The sequence below is a fragment of the Sutterella seckii genome, from assembly GCF_009183815.1.
Classification (GTDB): Bacteria; Pseudomonadota; Gammaproteobacteria; order Burkholderiales; family Burkholderiaceae_F; genus Sutterella; species Sutterella seckii.
On the sequence record NZ_WEHX01000109.1, the window covers coordinates 1 to 7,047 of the forward strand.

General features: G+C 58.3%; 6 protein-coding genes. 2 read left to right on the forward strand and 4 right to left on the reverse strand.

Going from position 1 to position 7,047, the window contains the following annotated elements; translation table 11 throughout:
* Nucleotides 1–448: 448 nt before the first annotated feature.
* A complete protein-coding gene (locus GBM95_RS10480; RefSeq protein WP_152159043.1) occupies nt 449–2,272 on the reverse strand; it encodes an aryl-sulfate sulfotransferase in 1,824 nt (607 codons plus the stop codon).
* A 177-nt stretch (nt 2,273–2,449) separates the two neighbouring features.
* Between GBM95_RS10480 and GBM95_RS10485 the strand changes: the two genes are divergently transcribed.
* Nucleotides 2,450–3,454: a LysR family transcriptional regulator gene (locus GBM95_RS10485; protein WP_152159044.1), complete on the forward strand. Its 1,005-nt coding sequence runs from the start codon at nt 2,450–2,452 to the stop codon at nt 3,452–3,454.
* 131 nt (nt 3,455–3,585) lie between these two features.
* Here GBM95_RS10485 and GBM95_RS12775 read toward each other — a convergent pair whose 3' ends face one another.
* On the reverse strand, nt 3,586–4,347 hold the full coding sequence (locus GBM95_RS12775) for a peptidase T (RefSeq protein ID WP_226963282.1): 762 nt from the start codon (nt 4,345–4,347) through the stop codon (nt 3,586–3,588).
* On the reverse strand, nt 4,344–4,832 hold the full coding sequence (locus tag GBM95_RS12780) for a zinc-binding metallopeptidase family protein (protein WP_226963283.1): 489 nt from the start codon (nt 4,830–4,832) through the stop codon (nt 4,344–4,346). The genes GBM95_RS12775 and GBM95_RS12780 overlap by 4 nt, the downstream gene beginning before the upstream one ends.
* 259 nt (nt 4,833–5,091) lie before the next feature.
* Between GBM95_RS12780 and dcuC the strand changes: the two genes are divergently transcribed.
* Nucleotides 5,092–6,483, forward strand: a complete 1,392-nt coding sequence (gene dcuC / locus GBM95_RS10495; protein ID WP_152159045.1) for a C4-dicarboxylate transporter DcuC — start codon at nt 5,092–5,094, stop codon at nt 6,481–6,483.
* A gap of 103 nt (nt 6,484–6,586) precedes the next feature.
* On the opposite strand, the gene GBM95_RS10500 is transcribed toward dcuC, so the two are convergent.
* A partial coding sequence (locus tag GBM95_RS10500; protein WP_152159046.1) for an RNA-guided endonuclease TnpB family protein occupies nt 6,587–7,047 on the reverse strand: 461 nt, incomplete at its 5' end.

The window sequence follows — 7,047 nt, forward strand, 5'->3', positions numbered from 1 at the left end:
AAGGCAATCATCCATTAGTTACGTATGGATCAATGAAAATTCAAGTTAATCAATAATGTTATCTGAGTTGCATCAACTAAATGATGGCTTCGTTAATATTTGGGGGAGGCGCAAGAAATGAGAATGGCGTTCGAAACCCAATATGCAACCAGGTGCGGCTGAGCGACGGGACCGTAGTAGAACATGATGTCCGTTTGTCCCCGCATATAGTCGTCAGGCGAATTGCACGTCGTGACGTCGAAGCTGATGCGTGGGTAGAGCCTCTGAAACTCAATGTCTGCCGAGTCGCTAGACCTTCCCCTTCTCGGGCGGCCAGTGGACTTTCACCACATAAACACACGTGTGCTGCCGGGCGCACCAAAAAAACTCCGTGCGTCCTCCCGGGACCAGCCCGGAAGACGCACGGAGCGGCAGAGAATCTCAGGGATCCCGAGGGTTCACATCACCATTACTGGCTGAAGGCCTTCGAAAGATCCACCGGCATTGCCTGGTAGCCCGAAGTTCCCTTGAACTGGATTTCGACGGAAGGCTCCTTCTCGCCCCACTTGAATTCATCAATGTAGGGATTGGGCGCAGACTCAAAGGCGCCGGTCTTGAAGTTGAAGGACGCGCCCGCCGTTGCCGAATAGACGAAGACGGACTTCTTGTCGGGCATGTATTCGGTCAGCGACGTAACGGGGCTGTACCACTCGTGGCCGCGCTCCTTGCCGTACTCCCAGATCTGCTCGACGGTCATCTTTTCCTGATCGATTCTGAAGAAGACCGCGCGGGAATACTTCATGTCGGGAAGGGGCGGCTGCTCCATGCCGCGGGCATCTCCGTTGTCGAAGACGGAAAGAATGAAGGTCTTTTTGTCGGACATCGAATCGACGCGCCAGCCGGTGTGTTGCGTCCAGGTCCAGTCGAACCCGCCTTCGCACTTGCTCCCTTCGCACTTGATCCTGTTGCCTTTCGAATCAACAGGCGTCAGTACCTTGTCGGCAAACTCCTTCTTCCAGCCTTCGGGCGAGCCCATGATCCACTTCACCTTCTTGTCGCGGCCGATCTTGATGAGCGCGGACTGGTGGCGCGAAGAGATGATGATCGAGTCGTCGGTCGGGTCGTAGTCGACGGAATTCACATGAACCCAGTTGCGGCCTGCGCCCGAACCCACGATGTCGCCGAACTTGTCGCTCTTGTCCTGTTCGGCGAGCTGCTCAGCCGAAAGGGTCTTCCCGGCCTGAGAAGCGTCGATGTTGAGGCAGACGGCGCCCTGGTCGAGTACCTTCAGAACATTGTCGCGATAGGGGTCGAGAATGTCGAAGAGACGCCATTCATCCACCACGTTGCCGTTGGGATCCACCTCAATGATCACGTCGCGGACGGTGCGGACGTGCTTCCCGTCGGCGCGGACATGGTCGGAGGAGGCCACGCGCACCAGGTAGTTTCCGTTCTGCATCGGATCCATGGCGTGCGAGAAGTCGTTGTAGCCGTCAGGAAGACGACGGTTCCAGATCTCGCGGCCCATAAGGTCGTACTTCACGTAGCGCTGGCCGTAGCCCCAGGTGAAGGCGCCGTCCTTATTCTGGCGGAAGCCCATCATAATGCCGGCGCGGTAGATGTCGTGATAGTTGAAGATTGTGGACGGATCCATGTACCAGCGAAGTTCGCCCTTCGTATCGTAGATGGCGTTCTGCGGGTAGCGGTTCCATTCGAGCGCGCCGCCCATCGGGTTGTTCCAGACGGCGCGGGTCGATTCCGGCGTCGCGGCGATCATGTTGTTGATGAGATAGAGGCGGTCCGAGAAAGCCGGATCCATCTTCTTCACCTCTGCTTTAGGGAAGACGGAAGTCACGCCCGCATAGCCGGCGGTGCGGATGTTCGCCGGGCCCGCATAAATGCGGTAGGTCTCCTTCTCAACGCGCTCCGACTTGCCGTTGGCGTAGCGCGTGTAGGAAACCTCAACCGTGTTGCGGTAGTCCGGATAGAGACCGAAGACGGGGATGCCGCCGTGCGTGCGCACCTGCGTGTCGCTCACCTTGTACTTGATTTCCTGACCGCCTTCCTTCGGAACAATGCGCACCGACACATCGGTGAGCGTGTAGCCGCCATTCTTAATTACGGCGGTGAGCGGAGCGAGTTCGTACGGGTTGAGGATGACTGCGCCAATCTTGCCCGTTGTCGGGTAGCCCACGTGCGGGCCCGATGCGCCGCCGATCGCCCAGGCGCCCGACGAAATAGCCATTCCGACCGCGGCGCAGGCTACGGCAATCCAGGTCATGCGTGTCTTCATAATGCTTCTCCTTTTCTGAAGTTAAGGCTTCTCTAAAAGCGTGCGTTCTGGTCAAAACCCGGTGCTCCGAGGGTGGTGCTGCACGAGGCGAACGAACTGCTTGTCTGAATTGCGTTGAAGTGTAGAAACCGGCTCAACGCGGTACCATGGTGAGAAACGTGAAGGAATTTGCAAGATATGCCTGAGACTTTTGCGGTTTCTGAGAAACTCTCCGAATTAACGCTTGAAGACCTGCGGTTCTTCGCAAGAATTTATGAGGAGCTCTCGCTCTCGAGCGCCGCGCTCCGCTGCGGCATCAGCCTTTCGCGCGCCTCGAGAATTCTTAAGAAACTCCGGGGAACCTTTGGCGACCGTCTTTTTTTGCGATCCATGCCGGAACTCATCGCGACGGAACGCGCAACACAGCTCTATCCCAAGGTGATCGACCTCGTCAACCGCGCTTCCCAGCTCGGGCAGACCGAGATTTTTGATCCGGCAACACTCACCCGGACCTTTCGCATCGGGGCGGTTGACAACGCGATCTTCGCCGTCATGACGGACGTCATTGAAGCCTTCTTCAGGCTCGCGCCGCATGCGCGGCTTGAGATCACCCAGCTCACGCACGATCTCACGCAAAAGCTCGAAAAAGGAACGCTCGACTGTGCAATCTTCCCGTCCTCAAGAGAGCTTCCTCCGGGCATCCGGGAACTGAGGCTCTATCAGGTCCGCTACGCCGTATGCGTCCGCTCCGGCCACCCGCTCGAAGCCCTCTGGCGCGAAAAAGGCTCGATTGGACTCGACGACCTCAGGTGCTGGAGAAAAATCCGGATTTCAAACGAAACGTCCACTGACCCGCTCCTCTATTCTCTTGACGAAAAAAACTTCCTCGGTGAAAGCTTCCTCGACTGCGCAGTAACGGTGCCGTTTTTCCTGTGCGTCCCGTCGATACTCCAGGTCACCGACTTCATGGCGATCCTGCCGCTTCAGACGGCAATCCGCATGCAGAAAAAGCTTGCTGCGTCTTCCATTGCCGTCATCCCCGTCATGATGCCCTCATCGAGGAGCGAACAGGATCCGAAGTCCTTCTATACGCGCCTCATCTGGCACGAACGGATGGACGGCGTCCCGGCAATGGAATGGCTGCGGGGACTTTTTGCGCTTTATGCCCGCTTCGACCTCTCGGACCATCCGATTCGCCGGTGAGCATTGCTTCTGCGGCAGCAGTTTTTTCAAAGAGACTTAGATCCCTGAAAAACTCCATAAACATTACGGGCGCTGAAGCTTCGCGCGTGAACACGCCGCATCCTTCAGCGCCCGCCGTTATGGGACTACTCTTACTCTCCGCGAGCGACGATTTCCATAAGCTTCAGCGTCACGCCGAGGCTCTTTTCCCATGAGGACATGGGAAGGAACTCGCAGTTGCTGTGGAAGTTGTGCGCACCCGTGAAGTAGTTGGGCGTGAGCACGCCCTTGACGGAAAGGTAGGAGCCGTCCGTGCCGCCGCGCATGGCCTTGGTCTTCGCCTCAACGCCCGTTTCCTCGAGCGCCTGATAGAGGCAGTCGATGCCGCGGCGGTTTTCGTTCGTCACCGCGTCGGCTATGTTCGCGTAGGAGTCTGAAAGCTCAATCCCGGCTCTGGGGTGCCGCACGCGCAGGAATTCCGCTGCGGCCCTGAGAAGATTCTTCTTTTCTTCATAGAGCTTGCGGTTATGGTCGCGCATCTTCATCGTGAGGACGGCCTTCGACGGGTTCGACTGGATGCCCTTCACGACAATGAAGCCTTCGCGTCCCTCGGTGCATTCCGGCGTGGCGGCACGGTCGAGCATGTTGAGGAAGTCATGGACGACGAGGGTCGGATTCACCATCACGCCCTTCGAGGACATCGGGTGGGCCGGAATTCCCTTGACGGTCAGTTTGGCGTTTCCCGCATTGAAGGTTTCCCAGACCACTTCTCCGAGCTCGCAGCAGTCGATCGTATAGGCCCAGTCGACCGGGAACTTCGCGAGGTCGAGCTTTCTCGCGCCCTGTTCGCCGAGCTCCTCGTCCGGAACGAAGCAGATGTAGATGTCGCCGTGGGGACGATTTTCACGGATCACGATGTCGAGCGCGTCATGACGTTCGCGATGGCCGACTTGTCGTCGGCGCCCAGAACGGACGTCCCGTCCGAAACAACGATGTCGTCGCCCTTATAGCGCTCGATTTCCGGATGCTCGGCCGTACGGAGCCAAATGTCCTTTTCCGGATTCAGCAGAATGTCGCCTCCCTGGTAATTCCGGACGACATGCGGATGAATGTCGGGAGAGAGACCGACGTCGACCGTATCCATATGCACGATCCAGCCGATCGCCGGAACCTTCTTTCCTTCCGGAAGATTCGAGGGCAGCTTCGAGGTCACAACCGCATAGGGCGAAACCTCAACATCCTCAAGTCCGAAGGCGCGGAGTTCCCCCGCGAGCAGTTCGGCAAGCACGCGCTCGCCCTCCGAGCTCGGGACCGATCCGGTCTTCAGGCTGCTCTGGGAAGAAATTGCGGCATAACGGAGGAAGCGCTCAAGAAGTTCCTCGCGAGGCTGGGTCGACATAACGGGCTCCTTTGAAAAAGACAGCTTGAAGAGAATCTCTGCGGATCTCATGTCAGCGCTGCCGAAAAAATCCAGAAGCAATTCTGAGGAGCGCAATTCAATCCGTCTTTGAACCTTGGTTCGATGCCGCGGGGGCGCACTTTTGGAAAAATTGCCGCGCATCGTCGGAAAAGGACGCCGCTAAAGGCATCTCCCGGCGACGTTCCAGGACAACCTCTCCTCTCAGACCCGACCACCCAGCAAAAAAGGAAGAAAAGCCATGATCGGCGTAATCTTCTCTCTCATCGTGACGATCGTCATCGTCCGGATCCTACTTAAAAAATTCAAAGCCCAGTTCGTCCTCTTCCTGGGCGGCCTCATCCTCCTCGCAGGAGCGGTCGTCATGGATCTTCTCGGGCTCCTTCCCAACGGCGCCCAGATCCTTCCCAAGGGCGTCTCGAGCACGGGCTTCATCGGCTTCGACCTCGTGAAGTGCATCACGTCGATCATGTCGTCGCGCACGGCCGGCATCGGTCTTCTCATCATGTCGGCCGCCGGCTATTCGCGCTACATGTCGCTGATCGGCGCCTCCGCGATCATGGCCGACTACCTCTCGCGCCCGCTCAGACTCCTCAAGTCCCCCTACCTGGTGCTGTCCTTAAGCTACGTGGTGGGCGCCTTTGCGGACCTCTTCATTCCGAGCGCCTCGGGCCTCGCGATGCTCCTCATGGTGACGCTCTACCCGGTGCTCGTGCGCCTCGGGAACTCGCCGCTTTCCGCGGCCGCACTCATCGCCACGGTGTCCTGCCTCGACATGGGCCCGACCTCGGGCGCCGCGAACTACGCGGCCCAGGTCGCCGGCATGGATACGATGACCTACTTCATCGACTACCAGATCCCGGTCGGCATCGCGGTCGGCATCACGATTGCCGTGCTCCACTACTTCACGCAGAAGTATTTCGACAAGAAGGACGGCGCTGAAGCCTGGAAGGTCGAGGGCGACGTGAAGACCGCCGACAGCGTCGACACGAAGAATGCTCCGGTCTGGTACGGTCTCCTTCCGACGATTCCGCTCGTTCTCCTCATCGTCTTCAATCCCTTCGTGATCGCGAGCGTGAAGCTCGACGTCCCGACGGCGATGTTCATTTCCTTCATCATTGCGATCGTCTGCGAGCTCTGCCGCAAGAACGCTAAGGAAGTCCTCAACACCGGCATGGAATTCTTCCTCATGATGGGCAAGCAGTTCGCCACCGTCATCACGCTCATCGTCGCGGGCGAACTCTTTGCGAAGGGCCTCATGGCAACGGGCACCATCGACACGCTGATTGAAGGCACGAAGAACCTCGGTCTCCCCGCCTACGCCATCATGATCGTGATGACGGCCTTCATTTCCGTCGCGACCGTGGTGATGGGGTCTGGGAATGCTCCCTTCTTCGCCTTCGCGCCCCTCGTGCCGGGCTTTGCCGAGCAGTTCGGCGTGAGCACGACGCTCCTTCTCATCCCGATGCAGCTCTCGACCGGCATTGCGCGCTGCATGTCGCCGATCACGGCCTGCGTGGTCGCTGTGGCAGGCTGCTCCGGGCTCTCTCCCTTCGCGCTCGTGAGGCGAACCGCGATTCCCGTCATCGGCGCGCTCCTCATGCTCATCGTCATGACGATCGTCTTCAATTGATGCTTTGAGCTTTCCGTGACTACTCCTCGTCCAATTCTTCGAATTGGGCGAGGCTTCTCGCTTCTTCGGTCACAACCCGGATGTCTCCGGGATTTACACGACCTCAGCGAGCTTTAGGAGAGGACATTTCTCTCCGCAGGACGGGTAGCCCCTCCGCCCTCAATATTCTGATGCCTTCGGCCCGGATATTGGCCGCAGCGTTGGCGTCGCGGTCATGATGAGCGCCGCAGTGCGGGCAAGTCCATTCGCGCTTCGCCAGATCAAGCTTATCCAGCTTGAAGCCGCAGCAGGAGCACGTCTTCGAAGAGGGAAAGAAGGTATCAATCTGCACGAAGTACTTTCCTTCCCGCTTCATTTTGTAGGCAATCATTCGGAAGAGCTCGCTCCAGGCGGCATCAGCTATTGACTCCGCCAGACAGTGGTTCTTCAGCATGTTGATGATTCTCAAACTCTCCGCAGCCAGCACTTGGCTTTCGTTCACGAGTCGCGAAGAGACCTTGTGAAGGTTGTCGTTGCGGGCATTCGCCACGCGCTTATGCGCGCGTGCGAGCCTGCGGCGCGCCT

What these genes read in the sequence shown, in the direction of transcription:
- dcuC (WP_152159045.1), top strand. Translation starts at nt 5,092, where the DNA reads ATGATCGGCGTAATCTTCTCTCTCATCGTGACGATCGTCATCGTCCGG.
- GBM95_RS12780 (WP_226963283.1), bottom strand. Translation starts at nt 4,832, where the DNA reads ATGTCGACCCAGCCTCGCGAGGAACTTCTTGAGCGCTTCCTCCGTTAT.
- GBM95_RS10480 (WP_152159043.1), bottom strand. Translation starts at nt 2,272, where the DNA reads ATGAAGACACGCATGACCTGGATTGCCGTAGCCTGCGCCGCGGTCGGA.
- GBM95_RS10485 (WP_152159044.1), top strand. Translation starts at nt 2,450, where the DNA reads ATGCCTGAGACTTTTGCGGTTTCTGAGAAACTCTCCGAATTAACGCTT.